Source organism: Sphaerochaeta globosa str. Buddy, from assembly GCF_000190435.1.
In the GTDB taxonomy this organism is placed as follows: domain Bacteria; phylum Spirochaetota; class Spirochaetia; order Sphaerochaetales; family Sphaerochaetaceae; genus Sphaerochaeta; species Sphaerochaeta globosa.
The window spans coordinates 3021973-3038785 of sequence record NC_015152.1 but is presented as its reverse complement, the minus strand read 5'-3'; the positions used below and the strand labels follow the sequence as shown (position 1 = coordinate 3038785).

Below are 16813 nucleotides of genomic sequence, written 5' to 3'. Positions count from 1 at the left end.
GCTTACTCTCATAAACGTACCATTTTACGGCTTCACAGGTCAACAAGTGGGCTGAGAGCGTCGAGGTAATGCTCACGCTTTACAGCCTGCACAACAGCCTGTTTTATCGGTGACGTATTGGCTATTCCCTTGAGGTAGGAACAGGTGTGCTTGCGCATTAAGGTGCAGGCGGTTTTCTCCCCGAAGGTTTCGATCATCAAATCCAAATGTCGGATAATGGCTTCTACACGCATTAGCTTTGTTATCTCCGGCTTTTCCCTGCCTTCAAGAAGAGCTTTAGCCTGAGAAAAAATGAAGGGGTTTCCAATAGCGCCGCGTGCGAACATGACAGCATCGATTCCAGTTTCCTGCAGCATGCGTATGGCATCCTCGGCAATGAAGAGATCTCCAGAACCAAAGACGGGAACAGTATATCCATGCGTAAGGCAGTATTGCTTGAGAGCCCTCAGCTTGGACCAGTCTGCAAACGGGGCATAGCCTTGGCTTCGCGTACGGGCATGCAGGGTGAGTGCCGATGCTCCACCATCCAAGGCAGCTTGGGCGAACTCAAGAAAGTTTTCACTTTGTGCATCCCACCCGGTACGGAACTTGACCGAAACCGGGATATCGACCTCAGCGGTAATGGTTCTCACCACATCGGTGATCAGCGATGGCGTTTTCATCATCGCAGAACCTGCCCCTGTTTTGGTAACCTTGGGGACTGGACATCCGCAGTTGATATCGATGACTTCGGGATGGAAAGGTAGCAATTGCTCAAGTGCTTGCTTCAGCGAATCGGTATTGCTCATGAAGAGCTGGATTGCATATTGCTTCTCATTTGGGGCACGGTACATCAGTTCCATGGTTTTTTCACCCTCACGGGAGAGCCCTTCTGCGCTGACCATCTCGGTGAAAGTGAAATCGGCTCCATGTTCGATGCAGAGCGTTCTGAATGGAATGTCCGTATAGCCGGCAAGCGGTGCAAGAAAGAGATTTCCCGTTGTGTGTACCGCACCTATCTGGACAGGGTGATAAAGTTGCTGTTCGTTCATACGTCCTTTGGAAGTGCAAATGCCTTCAGGCTGTTAGCATAAAGGCTTTCAGAAAGCTCTTCAAGAGAGATCTCTCTGAGGGAGGCAAGGACATTGGCTGTTTCAATCAGATAGTGGATTTTATTACGCTCACCTTTATACGGATAGGGAGTCATGAAAGGGGCCTCACTTTCAATGACAATCCTATCCGAGGGAAGTCTCATGGCGACCTCCTGAAGGCTTCTACTATTTTTGAATGTGAGGTTACCTGCAAATGAGAACATTAAATTCATAGAAAGGGCTTGTTTGGCAAAATTCCAGTCTTCGCCGAAACAGTGAAGGATTCCACCCTTAGGAGGAAGTTTCTCAGCAAGAATAGGAAGCAGGTCCTCGGCTGCACTCCGGTTGTGGATGATCACCGGCAGATCGAGGTGACGGGCGATTTCCAGGTGCCTGAGCAACAACTCAATCTGCAGCGTTTTGTCACCGCCGAACATATGATAGTAGTCCAAGCCGGTTTCCCCGATTGCTACAATGCGTTTCTTCTGCTGGGCGTGGGCGATTACCCGTTCCTCCCAATCCTTGCCGGGATTGGCGACCTCGGTGGGAGAGACCCCCACCGCATGATAGATGGAATCGGCACTCTCTAAGTTGGCATACGTACGTTCGAAGTCAGACAGGCTATTGCAGATACTTACAACGTGTTTGACCGACTTGACTTTTGCAAGTTGGACTGCCAGCAGTTGTTCCATCTTGTCATCCTGCAACAACCCGATGTGGGCGTGCGTATCAAACAGTTGCATACCGACTCCTTGAGATGCCTTCTCAACATATTGGGAGATATGACTAAACTATAGCATGGCCAAACAGGGTCGTCAACGTTGTAACTCGTATACTGTCAATCACTTATAGAGATGTATATACAGTTTGACAATTTCTTGTGCACGTGGTAGCTTTACAACGTTAGTGCCCTTTTGGCAAAGGATTTGCATGAAAAAAGAACGAATGCGTGCTCCAGAAGGCCAAGGTCAACGGACCAGACCTTCACGAGCCTATATATATTTGGTGAAAAACCCCTCTTCCAACGAAAGCAGCATCTGTGCCTGGGATTCCGTATTGTACCCCGGTACGTCAGTGGTGGCCCCTACGCGGTATGGACTTGATTTGGGGATAATCGTGGCAAGTGCAGACAGGTTGGGCAAGGAGTATACTCCCGGTTGCGACCAGTGTCAGGGTGCTTGCCTGCACGGTGAGTGCCTTCCTAAGGAAGAACAGGAAGAAGAAGCAATAATCGCCGAACCTGAAGAAGAAATTGAAATTCTGTACAGCAGCGAAGCGGATGAAGATCCCTGCGACTCCTGCAAAGGATGCAACCCCCATCCCGAGCCCAAGGAAGTTGATCTCTCAGGAGAAACCCTGTGGATTGACCGCTTGGCAACGCCTGCTGATTTGAATCGGTATCAGGAACTGGTGGAGAAAGAAGACGAGGCCATGCGCGTTTGCCGCGAAAAGATTGCCAGTCACAAACTGGACATGAAGTTGGTCACTGCACACTTTTTGATCGGTGAACCGAAAATTATTTTCTTTTTTACTGCAGACGTACGAGTGGACTTTCGGGAGTTGGTAAAAGATTTGGTTTCTGTTTTCCGAATCCGCATTGAACTGCGGCAAATCGGGGTGCGTGATGAAAGTCGCGTGCTTGGCGGTTTGGCTGTCTGCGGAAGGGATTTCTGCTGCCATAGTGTGACCGACAAATTGAACCCGGTTTCCATCAAAATGGCGAAAGAACAGAATCTTTCCCTGAATTCAATGAAAATTTCAGGTCCCTGCGGTCGACTTCTGTGTTGCCTTTCTTACGAATTTGACTTCTATGTAGAGGAGAAACGCAACTATCCCCCGGAAGGAAGTAAATTAAAAGTCGGATTTGAGTTGATGAAAGTTACGGAAGTCAACATACTGTCCAAGCGAATTTTACTCAATGGAAGCGAAGGCCGCATGTTGGCAATCCCTCATTCAGCGGTATTTTTTAACGAGGAATCTGCTCGTTGGGAGATAACGAAGGAGTATGCGGATGAATTTTTGTCAAATTGAAGTAAAGCATTGTATTGACCGATTTTATAGACTGTGATATGTTTTTACACCGTCGGCCCTGTGTTGCCGACTTCATATTTCATTTAAATAACTACGTATTCAAGGTAATATGTTTGGAGGTCTTACGTGATTAACAGGTCTGCTGAGAAAAGAGAGCGACAGAACAGCGTCAGGAGAATGAGGAACCGTGCAGCAAAGAGTACCATGCGCACTGCTATTAAGAAGTTTGAAGCCGCTGTGGTCTCCAATGACAAGGATACTGCTGCTTCTGCTCTGGCGCTGAGTCTTCAACTGCTTGACTCCACCGCAAGCAAGGGAATTATCCACCAGAACACTGCCAGCCGCAAAAAGTCCAGATTGCAGGCAAGGTTCAACAAATTGAGCAACCAGGCCGCTATCCAGGCATAACGGCCATGTTTTCCCTAGCCGATAGTGGTATCGGCTTATGTTCTTATGCAAATACTGTGAGTTAAGGAGTTACCATGGCAGGACCAAAATTGACAAAAGCAGCCATTATTGAGAGTCTCCATGAGAAGCATGGACTGAATAGAGCCGATATCCATCAGATTATCGACGAGTTCTTCGAAGAAGTGAAAGATGGTCTGAAGAATGATCAAGTCATCGAGCTCCGTGGATTTGGAACCTTCGAGGTTCGTACCCGCAAGGGCAGGGAGAAAGCTCGCAACCCCAAGACTGGTGCTATTGTTGCAGTCGAGACACACGGGGTCGCCATCTTCCGTCCTGGCAAAGAGCTTAAGGATTTTGTGTGGGAATTGCGTGACAACAAACCAGTGAACGAGAACGACTGAAGTTTCACGCGTTTGAATTAGGAGAGCATCTCTTGATTGATTTGAATCCCAAACGGAACCTCAGAACGGTTTGTTCTGAGGTTCTTGTGTTATTGGCAGCGGCATTTCTTTACTCATTTGCCTTTCCGGGCCTTGTATCGGCCAATGGGTTGGGTTTTATTGGGTTCTTTGCCTTAGTCCCAGTTTTTGCAGTGATTCGTAACACCACCTGGAAATTGACACCGGTGTATGGCTTTTTCTACGGCTTCGTGTTCTACCTCTTCTTCAATTACTGGCTGAAGACATTTCACCCGCTTGCCATTCTGATCGTCCCCATTATCAAGGGCGGTGAGATGGTCGTGTTGTTTCCAGCCCTCAAGGCTGCACAGAAGTTGTTCAAGAAGTATGGGTATGTGGTCGAGGGCATAATCTGGGTGGCCTATTCGTATATAAGCCAGGACTGGTTTGCCGGTTATCCCTATGGGACGTTGGGCACCGCCGCCTACCAATATCTTCCCTTTATCCAGATTGCTGAATTTACCGGTATCTGGGGGGTGACCCTTCTCATGGTCCTGCCTCAGACCTTCTTGGCTTTCATCCTCTTGGAAACGATGCGCAACCGTCTTGAGAGCTTTTCTGCGTACTGCAGGCAGCATCTGATTTTTTTGGTTTCCTACGCTATTGTACTGGTGGCAACCCTTATCTATGGTTTTGCCAGTATTTCCTACTGGAGAGCACAAGAGCCTGAAAAAACCTGGAAGGTTGCTACCATCCAGCACAGTGCCGACACCTGGAAGGGTGGGTACACAACCTATAAGAACAACTTCAACAACCTGCGGCGGATGAGTCTTGAAGCTCTGCAATCTGATCCGGACATTATCCTTTGGTCGGAGACAGCGTTTGTTCCTTCGGTTGCCTGGCATGAGAACTATCCCTCCGACCCGGCCACCTCGGCCTTAGTCGAAGAATTTGTTGCCTTTGGCAAATCCCTGCCCATTCCGTTGGTAACCGGTAACCCCGAGGGTGTGATCGACGATGCTGGCCAATCGGCTCTGCTTTCCGACGGCAGTTGGAACCGCAAGGATTTCAATACGGTCATTTTCTTTGAGGATGGCGAGATTAAGAATACGTACCGTAAACAACACCTTGTTCCGTTTACCGAACATTTTCCTTACGAGAAAGAGTTGCCTTTGCTTTACAATCTGTTGCTGGCCAATGACTATAACTGGTGGGAAAAGGGCTATGAGAGTGTGGTTTTCGAAACCGAGGAAGGGGTGAAATTCTCTACTCCGATCTGCTTTGAGGATGTCTTTGGATATTTGAATGCCCGCTTTGTTGCCAACGGGGCGGATGTCATCGTCAACATGACCAACGATGGCTGGTCGAAAGCCGTGTCTGCAGAGATGCAGCATTTGGGCCTGGCCGTATTTCGTTCCATCGAGAACCGCCGGACCACCGTACGCGGTACCAACAGTGGCATGACGTGTGTAATCGACGTGACAGGGAAGATCATTGAACCCATGGAGCCCTTCAAGGTAGGCTGGCGCATCTATGACGTTCCCGTATTCACGGGAGAAGTCCATGGTACCACCTTCTATACACGACACATCGACTGGTTCGCCTTCTTGGCAATCTACTTGTCGTATTTATTGCTTGGGTTGGGAGCCCTCAATCACCTTATACACTTTATTCGAGAGAGAAGGCAGAAGAGAACATGACCTATATCAGTGCAGCACTCTTTATTATCGGGACTGAATTGACCCGCGGTGTCATCGCGGACAAACATTGTCAGGTTCTAGCCAGCCAACTGACCCAACTAGGATACCGGGTGGACCGCATGGTGCTGGTACCTGATGACGGAACCATTGGCGAGGTCCTCAAGGAATGCGTTGATACGTGTGATATTGTCATTCTGACCGGGGGCCTCGGCCCTACCAGTGACGATTTGACCCGCTCCATCGTAGCCCAAATGGCACAAGTTCCCTTGGTACGGGACCAGGCAACCTTTGATGCATTGTATGCGCGTATCGGTGAGCGGATTTGGGGAGCCAACGAGCAGCAGACTATGATTCCCCAAGGCTTTGCAGCCATTCCCAACCCGTATGGAACAGCCGCCGGCTTTATGGGCATCATCCCTGAAGGCGAACGAGAGATTGTCTGCATTGCCATGCCGGGCCCTCCCAGAGAAATGGACCCCATGTTTTTCGACCAGGTTCTTCCCTACTTGGCACAGTTGATCGGTCATGATGATTTTTCGCGTAGTGAATACTCAACCTTTCTCATTCCTGAAGCAAAACTCGACGAACTCTGCAGGCAAGCAACATTTAATGGGCTACAGTGGGGGACTCGTTTCCAGGATTTGAAGATCAGCCTGTATCTGGTGGGAGGGAATGAGGAAGAACGCTCTGAGATGGCAAATCGTCTCAACTCTCTTGTTGGACCTTCATTGCTTGTCGCCGGTGATATAATGCCTGCTCAGCTGCTGACCGATTTGTTGGTGGAAAGAGGTGAGACCATAAGCTGTGCTGAAAGTTGCACCTCAGGCTTTATTGCGAAGCTGCTTACCGACCAGAAGGGGAGTTCAGCCTGGTTCTATGGAGGAGCAGTCACCTATGCCAATGAGGCGAAAATGGCGATGCTTGGGGTACGTGATGCAACCTTGCAGAATCATGGTGCTGTCAGTGAGGCCTGTGTTTTGGAGATGGCTGAAGGTATGCTCAAATCGTCGAATACCGACTGGGCCTTGTCTGTCAGTGGCATAGCCGGTCCGGATGGCGGAAGCAACGAGAAGCCGGTGGGAACCGTATGGTTCGGCTTTACTTCCAAACACCGTTCAAGTGCGGCAGTGAGAGTGCAACTTACTTCCTATGGTCGTGATTCTGTCAGAAGAAAGGCTTCCGTTGTAGCCTTGATTCTTGCAAGTCAGTATATCAAAGGAGCTTGCTTGCTTGACACTGTGAAGAAGTGGCAATATATTTAGAGAACCAATCGCGGGAAATTATCAGTGTACCGTTAATTTTGTTCCCGCATATTCTTACATCCTGTATCACAGTTTAGGAGTCGGGCTATTAATGTACCTCTTTGGTACGTGTAAATCCCTGTTCCGTTGGAGTTTATCCTATGTCTTCCGAAGAATTAGTGCAAACTGAAGCTGCGTTGTCAGTACCCTCTGAGCCTGATAAGGCCAAGAGACCGGTACGGCGTATCACCCGTAAAAAAAGCCCTGTGGTTGCAAAAGCGTCAGAAAATGTTGCTGATCAGAGTGCCGTACAAGAGGAAGACAAAGAGTCCTCGGAACAGAAAAGACGGAGAGGCAGACCCAAAAAAGCCACCACCAAGCAGAGAGAAGATCGATCTCAAGCCCAAGATGATCAGCAACCGCAACTTGATTTGAATGTTGAAGATAGAAATCAGTCGGTACGAGAAGATTCTTTTGCTCCTGTACAACAAACTCAAGGTGAAACCCAAGAGGATTCGCAGCCCTATCAGAGGCAGAGTCAGGGTGAGCAAAGATCTCAGAACCAAAACCAGAATCAAAACCAGAACCAGAACCAGAATCCGAACCAGAACCCAAATCTGAGTCCGAACCCGAACCCGAATCAATATAGAAAGAATCCGCAATTTAATAAAAACAACAATCGCAACCAGCAAAATCGGCATCCCAAAAACTCCTATCAGAAGAGCCAGAGTTTTGGTCCGAACCGCTCAATGCGTCAAAACCCGAATGAAGAACCTTCGTATGACCTGAATATTGAAGAACATCCGGAAGCTCCCGTTCTGAAGCTGGAACAGTATACCAATATGTCCATTGATGAACTGCGCAAGGTAGGCATAGAGAAGGGACTGAATGCAGAAACCATTCTTGATTTGCGAAAGCAGGAAATTGTAGCTGAAATTCTAAGGATCCATAGTGCAACCGGTGGCGTCATTGTGGGAACCGGTACCCTGGAAATTCTTCCCGACGGCTTTGGGTTCCTGAGATCTCCCTCCAACAGCTACCTCTCTGGACTCGAGGATGTCTATGTCTCTCCCGCTCAGATCAAGAGCCTGTACTTGAAAACAGGTGATGTAGTCTATGGACAGGTGCGGACTCCCCGTGAGAGTGAGCGTTTTTTTGCCATCCTGAAAATTCTGAAAGTAAACGGTGATGAACCGATTGTTGCTAAGATGCGCGTTCCTTTTGACAACCTGACTCCGCTTTTTCCTGATCAGAGATTGCGATTGGAAACTGTTGAAGAGGATATGTCGGTTCGTATCATCGATATGTTCTGCCCTATCGGAAAAGGCCAACGCTCTCTGATCGTCGCTCCTCCGAGAACCGGTAAAACCGTCCTCTTGCAGAAGATTGCCAACTCCATCAGCACCAATCATCCGGAGGTTGTTCTCATGGTCCTCTTGGTTGATGAACGGCCTGAGGAAGTGACCGACATGCGCCGTCACGTCAACGGAGAGGTAATTGCCTCAACCTTCGACGAACAGGCAAGTCGTCACGTCCAGGTTGCTGAAATGGTCATTGAGAAAGCCAAGCGGCTTGTTGAGCATAAGAAGGATGTTGTGATTCTGCTCGACTCAATCACCCGTCTTGCCCGTGCGTACAACCAAACAGTACCGGCAAGCGGAAAAATCCTCAGTGGTGGTGTCGATTCCAATGCCCTGCACAAGCCCAAGCGTTTCTTTGGTGCAGCCAGAAACATTGAGTTCGGAGGAAGCCTTACCATTATTGCTACTGGTTTGATCGAAACCGGATCGAGGATGGATGAGGTAATTTTTGAAGAGTTCAAGGGCACCGGCAACAACGAAATCATTCTGGATCGCAAGCTCGCAGACAAGCGCCTTTTCCCAGCTATCAATATCAAGAAAAGTGGAACCAGGCGTGAAGATCTGTTGCTGCCTCCTGATGAAGCGGCCAGGATATGGCTCACCCGTAATGCAGTCAATGATATGGACGACCAAGAGATGACTCCGTTCCTCATTGACAAAATTCGGAAGACAAAGGATAATGAGGCGTTCTTACGCTCTATTAATACCGGGATTCCTACGAACTCTGCGGGCTACTAGATCCAAAAGAATTTGAAACCAGTCTGCTGCGTACAGCCAGCAGAACACATATCCCTGGAGGAATTTGAACATGAAAGACGGAATTCACCCTCGCTATGAATTAGCTGAGATTCGTTGCTCTTGCGGCAACGTAATCAAGACCAAGACCACTGCCAAGAGCTTGGAGCTGGAAATTTGCTCCGCTTGCCACCCCTTCTTCACCGGTACCCAGAAGATGGTTGATACCGCTGGACGTATCGAACGCTTCAAGAAGCGCTACGGTCTGGAGAAATAAGCATGTAGTAAGAAGCCACCAGCAATGGTGGTTTTTTTACGCTATTTGCAACACAGTTCGAGCATCTTTCGATTGGGTTGAGAGATGCAAGGGCATCAAAATGTACAAAAGTAGGTTTTCTGTTGCATTATCGTTACAAGTATCCTAAAATTGACCCATAAAAATTAGGTTGGGGCATGGATAACGTCATCAAACAACATGTTAAAGAGTACGGAGAGACTCCTCTCGTAATAGCTCAAGTGCCGGGTACCTGTACCCTGCTGGGTAGCTATGCGGATGCATGCAAGGGGTGGTCCTTGGTTGGCACCGATGCCTCCACACTCTTTGTGGCTGTTTCGCTGCGAGATGATCAGCTGGTGAGGCTCACCAATGCCACCCTCAATGACCGAAAGCGCTTCTCCTTGGGGAATATCAAGTATAGAAAAGAGGACCGATGGGGCAATTACCTCAAGGGTGTCATTTCTGTTCTCTCTAGCGAGGGAGTTGTTTTTACAGGGCTGAACATCACTGTTGAGGGGAGTCTCTTGTACAGCGACAACCAAATGGTCAGCACTTCGTGCTCGCTGGGCACTGTCCTCGCACTCGATGCCCTGATGGGCCTGAAGCTCGGACTGACTTCTCTGATCAGGATCGCCTACCAAGCGAATACCACATTCAACAGTGAACCGTGCAGAGTCAGCGATTTGCTTACTATGCTCAATGGCAAGCCTTCCAACGTGTTGTTTTTTGATCTGCAGCATGTGACCTACAAAGAGATTCCCTTTCCCTTCACTGAAGAGAATGAGGACTATGTCGCCATTGTGGTCGACAGTAAGATTTCCCCTAATGCAATGCGTGAGGAGATCAACAGCAAACGCAAGGCCATTGAGCGTGCTTTCGGAAAGCTCAAGGAGCTGAAAAGTGGTGGCTTCTTGCGTGACTTTCCAGAAAGTGAACTCTCTGCCCGGGTTGTCCCCCTGGACGAGGAAGCCCGCCATATCTGTGAATATGTGCTGATGGAGTCGCATCTGGCCAATGATGCAGCTTCCCTGCTGACCACCAAGGATGCCTCGCTGTATGGCAAGCTGATGAACCGCGTCCAAGCGGGTCTGAGAGATTTGCTTGAGGTTACCTGTCCTGAAGTGGATTGGCTTACCAAACGTGCCTCGGAACTCAATGGGTGTCTTGGTTCTGTTCAGATTTCCAATGGATTTTCCGGCAATATCATGGTCCTCTTGAGTAAACAGGCGCTTCCAAGCTATATTAGCCGTCTGGAGGATTATGAGCACATCTTTGGTTTCCACCCACGTTGGCATATCTATAGTGGGCATGAAGCTGCAAAAGTTGTTCTCCCTGAGTATAGATGAAAATACTGCTGACAAATGACGATGGATATCAGAGTGAAGGACTGGCTGCGCTGTCCGAGGCTTTGGTGCATAGCGGTCACGATGTTTGGGTGTGTGCTCCTTCCTCAGAACGCAGTGCGAGCAGCCACTCCATGACACTACGAGGCGAAATTGTCATTACCGAATATGAGAAGAATCGGTTCCACTGCAGCGGCACTCCTGCCGATTGCATCCTCTATGCCTCCAAAGGCAAGATTTTCCCCATGGAGCCCGATCTGGTTATCAGCGGCATCAATCACGGCTACAACATCTCCACCGACATCCTTTACTCCGGTACCGTAGGGGCGGCTCGTGAAGCAGCCTTGACAGGCCTGAGGTCCATAGCGGTCAGCTGCAGCCGCAGCAAGGATGGAACATTCCCCTTTGCACGCACATCGGCGTTTGTGGTGGACCACCTGCAGGAATTTTATCCATTGACCAGCAGCGAATGCATCATCAATATCAATGTTCCCGGAGAAGGCAACGGCAAGTGGAAAAGCGGGGTGCTCAGCTACCTCGAGTATCATGATGCCGTGGAGACCAAGCGGGAACAGGAAAATCGGTTTTTCGATACCGCTGCAGTGCGGTTCGGGACCTCGGTAGTGCTCGCCCTCAAGGGTGGTGTGCAACCGATCCAACGCTGTGATACCCAATTTTCCGACTTTCAAGCTGTTCGTGACGGATATATCAGTGTAACAGCACTTTCCATTCTCCCCCCGGTGCACCACAAGGTGCAAGAGGCCCTCGATGCAATGAGCCGGGAGGCTGATCGTGGGTAAGTGCTGGGAAGAAAAATGCACCAAATGCGGACTCTGTTGCCATGAGAAGGCCGTATACGGTCGAAACCTCGTAATAGACTTGGATTCTTGGTGTGAATTTTTCGATCCGGCTACCAAGCAGTGCACGGTGTATGCGAAGCGATTCGTCCAGTGTGCCCGCTGCAAAAAAATGACACGGCTTAAGGCCATGTTTGCCACCTACCTGCCTGATAGCTGCGGCTATGTGGGCTGGGCACGGCATAATCACCTTCGTTTTGCCAAGCGGCGCTTCATTCGTTACATCCATAGCAAGACCTGTCCCCCTGAAGACTCTGACGACCCTCTCTACGATGCATTTCGTGCTTGAGATGTGTGCGGCTTGACCCTTTGGGCCGTGCTTCACTATGGTTGTATATGAGGTTTTAGTATGGAACAGCACAGTATCTATTTGGATAACAATGCTACTACAGCGATGCATGAAGATGTCATTGCAGCAGTGCATCAAGCCAATATGCTTTACGGGAATGCTTCCAGCATGCACATGGCCGGACGCCAGGCAGCGCTTGCCATCGAAGAGAGTAGAGAGGCCCTTGCCTCCCTCATCGATGCCGAGCCTTCGTGGATTGTCTTCACCAGTGGTGCAAGCGAGGCAAACAATACCGTCTTTAATATTTTCAAGGAACGCATCGACCTTGGCTCGAAGCGTAATCGAATTATCACCACCACCATTGAGCATCCCTCAATCATTGAGACAGTCAAGTATATGAAACAACTCGGCTGCAAGGTCGACGAATGCCCGGTTGACAGTACCGGACTCGTTGATATGGAGGCAATGAAAAATCTTCTAGGTGATGATGTCGCCCTGGTTTCGGTGATGCTTGGCAACAACGAAACCGGTACCATCCAACCGGTTGGTGAGATAACGGAGCTTGCACATCAGGTGGGTGCCTATGTGCATACCGATGCAACCCAGGCCATCGGCAAGATTCCCGTTTCAATGAAAGAGCTGGGAGTGGACTATCTCAGCCTCTCGGCACACAAGTTCTATGGCCCGAAGGGTATTGGAGCATTGGTTGTCAAGACCAAAGCGCCCTATGCTCCCTTGGTTCATGGAGGCCACCAGGAAGGTGGAAAGCGTGCTGGAACGTACAACACAGCTTCCATCGTAGGGTTGGGAGTGGCTGCTAAAATCGCCTTGCGTGACCAGCCGTCCGAATGCGAAAAACTTTGGAAACTCCGGGAAATGCTCAGAGTCGGCATTCTCGAACGCATCAGCAATGTGGTCGTCAACGGCAACCAAGAGCATTGTCTGCCCGGCACCCTCGACGTCTCGTTCCCCCATGCAGAAGGGGAGTCCATTCTGCTCTATCTCGATATGGAAGGAATAATGGTTTCCACCGGGAGTGCCTGTGCAAGCGGGTCGCTTGAGCCCAGTTATGTACTGCTGGCCTCCGGGGTGGATATAGAGCTTGCCCACGGCTCCATCCGGTTCAGTTTCGGCCGATACAATACCGAAGAGGACGTAGCATATGTCCTTGAGAAGCTGCCGCCGATCATCAAGCGTTTAAGGGAGATGTCAACACGATGACCAATTTTATGAGTCAATGGGTCTACACCCCGGTGGTGAAAGACCATTTTATGAATCCAAGGAATACGCTCAAGGAGAATGAGCAATTCGAAGCTGATGGAATCGGCGATGTTGGTTCCTTGGCCTGCGGCGACCAGATGCAAGTCATGATCAAAGTCAAGGATGACAAGATTGCGGACCTGAGATGGCTTACCTATGGATGTGCTTCGGCTATTGCCAGCACGTCGATGATGAGTGAAATGGCCCTGGGTCTTACGCTTGATGAAGCGTATCACCTCACCCCTGCCATGATCACCGAAGCATTGGGAGGCCTTCCCGAACACAAGTTCCACTGCTCGGTTCTTGGAGACAAGGCACTGCGTGCCGCAATCGACGACTATTTGGAGAAGCAGGGCAGGGAGAATCCCTTCAAGAAACATGTAGCCAAGGTTATTTGTGAATGCAAGAGTGTTACCGATGTCCAAATTGAGGACTTGGTGAAGACCGGACAGGCCAAGACGCTTGAGCAGCTGCAGGAAATTACCGAGTACGGGACAGTCTGCGGAAAGTGCAAGCAGGCGGTCAGCGAACTCTTTGATGAGTTCAAGCATATCTACAACGTCTGATTGAGAGTTGAGAAGAAAGGCGGCCGGAAGGCCGCCTTTTCTGTCTTACCGGGAGAATCCCAACAGTGCGAGATGCTTGGCGATGTGCTTGGCGAGCAGGGCTCGATAGCCCTCTTCCTCTCGCACCAGCAAGTCAAACAACTCATCACCGATCAGCTTTCCACCCAACTCATTCTCATCGAGCAGCAGGTAGCCGTAGGTGATATGCAGAAGCTGGCGTGCATTGTCATCCTCAAGGTAGTGCCAAAGCTCGTTGTCTTGTACCTCATCCAGGTCCCTGATGGCATCGAGTTTGGTAGACACATGGTAGAATTTTTTTGCATCGGCGAACCGCTTCAATGCATGGTTGTGCATCCTGCGATAGAGCGAAGGGTCCTTCTGTGAGACCAGGCGCACCGCTTCAAGCCAGTTTGTTCCCGCAGTCTTGACATGAAAGCTTCCCTTGATCGTCTTTGCCAGGATGGGGAAAATGCTGAACTTATCACTGCCTGAGTGAATGCTGAGCCGATAACCAAAATGACGCGCGATAACAGCATGCTGCTCAAGATTCTCAGAGAAGAGGCTTAGGTCTCCGATGTAGTCGATTCCTTTCTGGAATTCGCCGATAAAACGGGGTGCAAGCGTAGCAATCGTCACGTGTCTTCGTTTCAACTCCAAGGCGATGAACAAGTGGCTTTTGGGATCGGTCGGAGTGTCGGTCTCATCGATGGAGATTTCAAAATCAACCGGTTTTGGTGATGTGCTAATGTACGTTTCATACACGAGTTGGATAAAATCCAAAGCTTTGTGGTACGTCAGTACATCCTGCATCAAGTGCTTGCGGTCAAGTTTGAGCGTATATTCGCCGATGGTCAGCAGCTGTTCCTGATAGAGACGCTCGTACAGCTCTCGTATCTGCTCCTCAACAGCCTGATAGCGTGCGAGCAGTGCATCCTCGTCCAGGGACTGAATGGAGTTGTCAATCTGTTCGGAGGAGTCAAGGGTGATCATCGTAGCACCTTGGGAGAGCGATTTCTCGATGTCTGGGCACTTCTTCAGGTGATCACCGTCAGCTCCGTAACCGGTAGTATAGCCTTCCTGGAATACAGCATAGGCAGCCGCATCGATGACATCGTCGAATGTCCGGTTGGTGAAGTTGAGCTCCCTGATCGACTGCTGTGCGAAGATTGGAAATACATTGGTACCCTTAAGGGCCTCGATATGACCGGCTGTGGCTTCTCCGAGTCGGTCACCCAAACCAAGAGAGGGTCGTCTGGCAGTATTGGCAACCGGAATGGTGTAGGGCAGATACTTGTTGAGAACGAGGCGGTTTGCATGATTTGCCGGGCATATCTTGCACAGAGGGAAATTCTCACCACTCAGTTCCTCAAACACGGGACCACTGCCCTGACAAACCAAATATTTGTTTCTTCCCGCTCGGATCAGGGCAATGAGGCACTCTCCGAGGCTGGTGACCGATCTCTCATACAGCCTGACCGGCTTGCCCAGTCTGGCTTCCAATACTTGGGTATTGATCTGTTTGGAATCGTATAGTTCCATAGGAGCTCCTTTGTCAAATGACGTCAAACTCGCTTCCACCGATGAATTCCCGTAACAGGGAATCCGGCGGAACGAGCGTGTCGGGGATGGGATTCACATGCTCCAGAAACCTTAGCAGCCTGCGGGCAGTCTCATAGGCTGACCCGGCCGACGGTTTCACCATCTTCAGAAGTGGTTGGGCATAGGTGGTCAACACCCCCAGTTCATAATCGAGGGCACTGTTAATCAGCACATTTGCATTGTTCTGATAGGGGAAAATGTAACGGTCTTCACCGCGTTGCACCGAAGGCCACATGTTGAGGGTAGTTTCTGCTTTGGTCCCGCGCGTGCGGTTGTCACGAATCATGCGCCTGATGATTCGATTGTCAGTCGTGCTGATTCGGTTATGGTCATCGAGGTTCAGCTGAGTCAAGGCTGAGATATAGACTCTGAACAAAAGATCGCTTTCCAGCGAAGCTGTCAATTGCGGGTTCATCCCATGGATGCCTTCGATGATGATGAGCGTCCGTTTATCCAACTGAACAGGTTCTGGTTCATAACTGCGTGTGGCGGTCTTGAAGTCGTACTTGCAAAGCCGCACTGCTTCCCCTCGGAACAAGCAGGCAAGGTCATCCTGGAATTTTGCAACATCGAGTGCTTCCAGCGCTTCAAGGTCGGGTTTATTGAACTCGTCCTTGGGTGCTTGGCTGGGTGGGAGATAATAGCTATCCAATGAAATTTTTATGGTATTCTTGCCCAGCACCTGTAATTGGATGCCCAGTTTATGGGCAAATGTGGTCTTGCCGGAGGAAGAAGGCCCTGCGATGAGGACTGCTTTGACACTGCTGTGCAAATTGATCTGGTCGGCGATGCTGGCGATTTTCTTCTGTTGCAGAGCTTCAGCAAGGCGGATGAACGATTCAATCGTGTTTTGGTTTCCCATCTGGTTCAGTTGACCCAGTGATTGGATTCCGAGGATGCTCCCCCACGCCTTGTACTCCTTGAAGACCGAGAAGAGCAGCGGATTGTCCACGAATGGGTCCAGCGACTTGATGTTGTGCGACCGGGGATAGCGCAACAGCATGCCCTTTTCCTGATACGGCTTGAGTTCCCATACCTTCATCAGACCGGTTTTGTTGAGTAACGGCTCATAGGAGATATCCAAGTACCCGCTGAGGCGGTAGAGGTTCACCTTGGGTTCATTGCGGGTGGACAGCAGGGCGGCGGTTTGATCGAAATGATTCTGTTCAAAATAGGTGAGGGCACTCTGATAAGGCAGGGTGATCTCCTCGATACTCAGGTTTTGTTCGACCAGCGTTCGCATAGCTTGCTCGATTGCAAGAATATCACTGCCGCTGAGCATCAATTCGTCATCAAAGCTGAAATAATACCCGTCGCCCAGTGAATGCCCGATTACCAGACGGCGCTGGGGATAGAGCATCGATACTGCGGCACACAAGAGATAGCACAGGGAGTGCCGGTAGATGCGTTTGCCCATATCTCCGAACAGGTGTACCGGCTCTACGGTGCAGTCAGAAACCAAGGAACGAGAGCAGGAGTGTAGTTCATGATTGACCAAGGCGCCAACGATCGGATCGTTTTCGTAGACAGGGATGGGGCATGTTCCCTCAATCTTGGCCTCAAGCAGGACATCCTCAACAGTGGCTCCAATCGGCAAGGTAATACGTTGTCCCTGGATAGTCACATTCATATTTCTCATAGACAAATAATACAGGTTGGAATTGTATGCGGCAAGGGG

General features: G+C 49.9%; 16 protein-coding genes. 12 read left to right on the top strand and 4 right to left on the bottom strand.

The window, feature by feature from the left end; translation table 11 throughout:
* Positions 1–32 precede the first annotated feature (32 nt).
* Positions 33–1031: a tRNA dihydrouridine synthase DusB gene (dusB, locus tag SPIBUDDY_RS14160; RefSeq protein WP_013608455.1), complete on the bottom strand. Its 999-nt coding sequence runs from the start codon at positions 1029–1031 to the stop codon at positions 33–35.
* Entirely contained in the window at positions 1028–1813 is a 786-nt protein-coding gene (locus tag SPIBUDDY_RS14155) for a TatD family hydrolase (RefSeq protein ID WP_013608454.1), read from the bottom strand. The genes dusB and SPIBUDDY_RS14155 overlap by 4 nt, the downstream gene beginning before the upstream one ends.
* 187 nt (positions 1814–2000) lie before the next feature.
* Here SPIBUDDY_RS14155 and SPIBUDDY_RS16455 point away from each other — a divergent pair, with 187 nt between their 5' ends.
* The 12 genes from SPIBUDDY_RS16455 (at position 2001) to SPIBUDDY_RS14095 (ending at position 13536) form a co-directional block, all read left to right on the top strand.
* Positions 2001–3101: a PSP1 domain-containing protein gene (locus SPIBUDDY_RS16455; protein ID WP_013608453.1), complete on the top strand. Its 1101-nt coding sequence runs from the start codon at positions 2001–2003 to the stop codon at positions 3099–3101.
* A gap of 126 nt (positions 3102–3227) precedes the next feature.
* A complete protein-coding gene (gene rpsT, locus SPIBUDDY_RS14145) occupies positions 3228–3509 on the top strand; it encodes a 30S ribosomal protein S20 (RefSeq protein ID WP_013608452.1) in 282 nt (93 codons plus the stop codon).
* A gap of 74 nt (positions 3510–3583) precedes the next feature.
* A complete protein-coding gene (locus SPIBUDDY_RS14140) occupies positions 3584–3910 on the top strand; it encodes an HU family DNA-binding protein (protein WP_013608451.1) in 327 nt (108 codons plus the stop codon).
* A gap of 32 nt (positions 3911–3942) precedes the next feature.
* Positions 3943–5607, top strand: a complete 1665-nt coding sequence (gene lnt / locus SPIBUDDY_RS14135; RefSeq protein ID WP_013608450.1) for an apolipoprotein N-acyltransferase — start codon at positions 3943–3945, stop codon at positions 5605–5607.
* Complete coding sequence (locus SPIBUDDY_RS14130) at positions 5604–6869, top strand: nicotinamide-nucleotide amidohydrolase family protein (protein ID WP_013608449.1); 1266 nt, start codon at positions 5604–5606, stop codon at positions 6867–6869. The genes lnt and SPIBUDDY_RS14130 overlap by 4 nt, the downstream gene beginning before the upstream one ends.
* Before the next feature lie 140 nt (positions 6870–7009).
* Positions 7010–8947, top strand: a complete 1938-nt coding sequence (gene rho / locus SPIBUDDY_RS14125; RefSeq protein WP_013608448.1) for a transcription termination factor Rho — start codon at positions 7010–7012, stop codon at positions 8945–8947.
* Positions 8948–9017: 70 nt separating this feature from the next.
* Complete coding sequence (gene rpmE / locus SPIBUDDY_RS14120; RefSeq protein WP_013608447.1) at positions 9018–9221, top strand: 50S ribosomal protein L31; 204 nt, start codon at positions 9018–9020, stop codon at positions 9219–9221.
* 176 nt (positions 9222–9397) lie between these two features.
* Complete coding sequence (locus SPIBUDDY_RS14115) at positions 9398–10567, top strand: galactokinase (protein WP_013608446.1); 1170 nt, start codon at positions 9398–9400, stop codon at positions 10565–10567.
* Complete coding sequence (surE, locus tag SPIBUDDY_RS14110) at positions 10564–11364, top strand: 5'/3'-nucleotidase SurE (RefSeq protein WP_013608445.1); 801 nt, start codon at positions 10564–10566, stop codon at positions 11362–11364. Before SPIBUDDY_RS14115 ends, surE begins: the two co-directional genes overlap by 4 nt.
* Positions 11357–11710, top strand: coding sequence for a CxxCxxCC domain-containing protein (locus SPIBUDDY_RS14105; protein ID WP_013608444.1), 354 nt, complete (start codon positions 11357–11359; stop codon positions 11708–11710). The genes surE and SPIBUDDY_RS14105 overlap by 8 nt, the downstream gene beginning before the upstream one ends.
* A 60-nt stretch (positions 11711–11770) precedes the next feature.
* The gene (locus SPIBUDDY_RS14100) at positions 11771–12931 is read left to right on the top strand and encodes a cysteine desulfurase family protein (RefSeq protein WP_013608443.1); all 1161 of its coding nucleotides are present in this window, start codon (positions 11771–11773) and stop codon (positions 12929–12931) included.
* Positions 12928–13536: an iron-sulfur cluster assembly scaffold protein gene (locus SPIBUDDY_RS14095; RefSeq protein ID WP_013608442.1), complete on the top strand. Its 609-nt coding sequence runs from the start codon at positions 12928–12930 to the stop codon at positions 13534–13536. The genes SPIBUDDY_RS14100 and SPIBUDDY_RS14095 overlap by 4 nt, the downstream gene beginning before the upstream one ends.
* Before the next feature lie 45 nt (positions 13537–13581).
* Here SPIBUDDY_RS14095 and SPIBUDDY_RS14090 read toward each other — a convergent pair whose 3' ends face one another.
* Positions 13582–15075, bottom strand: a complete 1494-nt coding sequence (locus tag SPIBUDDY_RS14090) for a tagaturonate epimerase family protein (protein WP_013608441.1) — start codon at positions 15073–15075, stop codon at positions 13582–13584.
* 13 nt (positions 15076–15088) lie between these two features.
* Positions 15089–16774: a nucleoside kinase gene (locus SPIBUDDY_RS14085; RefSeq protein ID WP_013608440.1), complete on the bottom strand. Its 1686-nt coding sequence runs from the start codon at positions 16772–16774 to the stop codon at positions 15089–15091.
* Positions 16775–16813: the final 39 nt, after the last annotated feature.